This is a genomic window from Amycolatopsis sp. SID8362 (assembly GCF_010550475.1).
In the GTDB taxonomy this organism is placed as follows: domain Bacteria; phylum Actinomycetota; class Actinomycetes; order Mycobacteriales; family Pseudonocardiaceae; genus Amycolatopsis; species Amycolatopsis eburnea.
The window spans coordinates 1-3059 of record NZ_JAAGNB010000751.1; the positions used below are offsets into that span (position 1 = coordinate 1).

2 protein-coding genes and 1 pseudogene are annotated in these 3059 nt (G+C 71.7%); 1 reads left to right on the plus strand and 2 read right to left on the minus strand.

The annotated features are described in order from the left end of the window. Positions 1-224, minus strand: a pseudogene (locus G3I65_RS23430) (hypothetical protein); the annotation flags it as partial. Between the two features lie 78 nt (positions 225-302). Then, complete coding sequence (locus G3I65_RS23435) at positions 303-1118, minus strand: lysozyme (protein WP_125310854.1); 816 nt, start codon at positions 1116-1118, stop codon at positions 303-305. Between the two features lie 206 nt (positions 1119-1324). On the opposite strand from G3I65_RS23435, the gene ggt reads away from it, so the two are divergent. Beyond that, positions 1325-3059, plus strand: a 1735-nt coding sequence (ggt, locus tag G3I65_RS23440) for a gamma-glutamyltransferase (protein ID WP_160698016.1), incomplete at its 3' end; no start/stop codon positions are given.

A 3059-nucleotide genomic window follows, 5' to 3' on the forward strand; every position in this document is an offset into this window, starting at 1 on the left:
CAGAGGTCGTGCTTCACCTCGGCGACGAGCGGGTCGAGCCCGGCCAGCCGGACCAGTTCGGGTCCGACGGCGGGGCCGCCCGCGGGCAGGGCCGCGGTCAGGCGTTGCTCTTCCACGGTCAGCGGTGCGGCCGGGTCGAAGCAGCCGGGCGCGGCGGTGGCCACGGCCGGGAACGCGACGAGCGGGACGGCGGCGAGCAGGGGGAGCAGGGCGGTCAGGCGCACGGTTTCCCTCCACGGCGTGGGTGACGCGATCGAGTCTTCCGTCGACCGCGCCACCCGCGTAACCCGCGGAAGTCGGGATCAGCCCGTCGCCAGCACCTTCAGGCGCGTGATGTCCGCGCTGAAGGTGTCCTGGTCGATCGGCGAGGAGCTGTACTGCCAGAACGTGTAGAAGCCCCAGTTGTACGGCAGCGTGCCCACCGTCGACGCGTAGCGCGCCACCCAGAGCGGGTTCGTCGAGCTGAAGTCGCCCGTGTTGCCGGTGCACTGGCTCCACCAGCTCGTCGCCGTGTAGATCACCGGCCAGCGGGTCGTCTTCGCGTGGTACTCGTCGCTGAACGCCTTGATCCACGCCACCATCTGCGACGGCGTCTTGCCGTAGCAGGCGTTGTTCGGGCCCCATTCGATGTCGAGCGTGCCGGGGAGCGTCTTGCCGTCCTTCGACCAGCCGCCGCCGTGGGCGACGAAGTAGTCGGCCTGGGCCGCGCCGCCCGAGGTGTCCGGGCGGCCGTAGTGGTACGCGCCGCGGATCATGCCGACGTTGTACGAACCGGTGTACTGCTGGCTGAAGTACGCGTTCGTGTAGCCGGTGCCTTCGGTCGCCTTGACGTAGGCGAACTTCTTGCCCGCGCTCCAGTACGACGCCCAGTTGACGTTGCCCTGGTAAGCGCTTACATCGATGCCGGGGACGCTCGAGTCCACCGACGCCGGCGCCAGGCCGGCCGGGGCCACCCCGTCGTGGGCGCGGATCGCCGCTCCCATTTCGTGGTTGCCGGTGGCGTCTTGCTGGGGGAGCGGCGGCGATGCCTCGGCGCCGGTGGCGGTCGCGACCAGCAGGGAGGTCGAGACCGCGAGTGCGGCGCCGAGCAGGCGGCGCCACCGTCGTGGTGCAGTCATCTTGAGTTGTTCCTTCCGGTTGCCCTCGCTGTGCGCGGCTGTGCAGGGCCGCGCCGCACGATTCTGTTACAGCGGGTACGGCAACGTCACTGCTCCATGTGAATCAATTTCCGGAACCCCTGAACTGTGTGAAAAGCTGACGAAACGGGTGTATCGGCCCTGTTGGCGTCTTGTAGCGGGGGATGCCAAGAGGCAGACTCGCCCGCATGCCCGCGCTCAGATGCCGCCGAACCCTCGTCATCGCCGCTGCCGCCGCGCTCGTCACCACCGTCGCGAGCGGGCCCGCTTCCGCGGCCACCCCCACCCCCAAGTCGCCGGTCGCCGTCGGCTTCGGCGGGGCCGTGGCCAGCATCGACGCCGATGCCACGGCGATCGGCACCCAGGTCCTGCGCGACGGCGGGAACGCCGTCGACGCGGCGGTCGCGGTCGCCGCCGCGCTCGGGGTCACCGACCCGTTCTCCGCCGGCGTCGGCGGGGGCGGGTTCTTCGTCTACTACGACGCCGCGACGCACCGCGTGCACACCCTGGACGGCCGCGAGACCGCGCCGTCGACCGCCGACGAGAACCTGTTCGTCGAGAACGGCAAGCCGCTGCCGTTCGCCGACGCGGTCACCAGCGGCCTCGGCGTAGGCGTGCCCGGCACGCCGGCGACGTGGTCCGAGGCGCTGCGCAAGTGGGGGACGCGCTCGCTGGCGAAGTCGCTGAAGCCGGCGGAGAACCTCGCGCGCAACGGCTTCGTCGTCGACTCGACGTTCCAGACGCAGATCGCGAACAACGCCGCGCGGTTCTCGGCGTTCCCGTCGACGCGCTCGCTCTACCTGCCGGGTGGCGCCCCGCCGGCACCCGGCACGGTCTTCAAGAACCCCGACCTGGCCGCGACGTACGCGCAGCTCGAACGGCAGGGCGTCGGCGCGCTGTACGACGGCCCGATCGGCGCGGACATCGCCAAGACCGTGCAGAAGCCGCCGGTGGACCCGGCCTCGACGCTGAACGTCCGCCCCGGCAAGCTCACCACCGGCGACCTCGCCGCCTACGACGTGATCGAGCGCCGCCCGACGCACACCAGCTACCACGGCCTCGACGTCTACGGCATGCCCGCGCCGTCGTCCGGCGGGCTGACCGTCGCCGAGGCGCTCAACATCCTCGAGAACTTCGACCTGAAGCACGCGAGCAAGGCCGACTACCTGCAGTACTTCCTGGAGTCGACCCGCTTCGCCTTCGCCGACCGCAACCGCTGGATCGGCGACCCGGCGTTCGTCGATGTCCCGGCCCGCGAGCTGCTCAGCCAGCGCTTCGCCGACTCGCGCGCGTGCCTGATCTCGAAGGACAAGGCGGCGACCAGCCCGGTCGCCCCGGCCGACCCCCGCCACCCGACGCCGTGCGCCGCCGGGACGACCGCGGCGCCGACGCCGTACGAAGGCGAGAACACCACCCACCTGACGGTCGCCGACAAGTGGGGCAACGTCGTCGCGTACACGCTGACGATCGAGCAGGAGGGCGGCAGCGGCATCGTGGTGCCGGGCCGCGGGTTCCTGCTCAACAACGAGCTGACCGACTTCTCGTTCACGCCGGTGACGCCGGGCGTGCCCGACCCGAACCTGCCTGGCCCCGGCAAGCGGCCGCGCTCGTCGATGGCCCCGACGATCGTCCTCGACCACGGCCGCCCGTTCTTCGCGACGGGTTCCCCGGGCGGCGCGTCGATCATCACGACGGTCCTGCAGGTCCTCCTCGGGCGCCTGGACCGGGGCCTGTCCCTGGAGGACGCGATCGCGGCCCCGCGGGCGTCGCAGCGCAACTCGGCGGCGGCCCAGGTCGAGCAGGCGTTCTTGGACCAGCCGGAGACGGCGGACTTGCGGGCGCGCGGCCAGGGCTTCTCGACGGCACCGGCCGAGATCGGCGCGGCGACGGGCGTGGAGCACCTGCGCGACGGCCGCTGGCTGG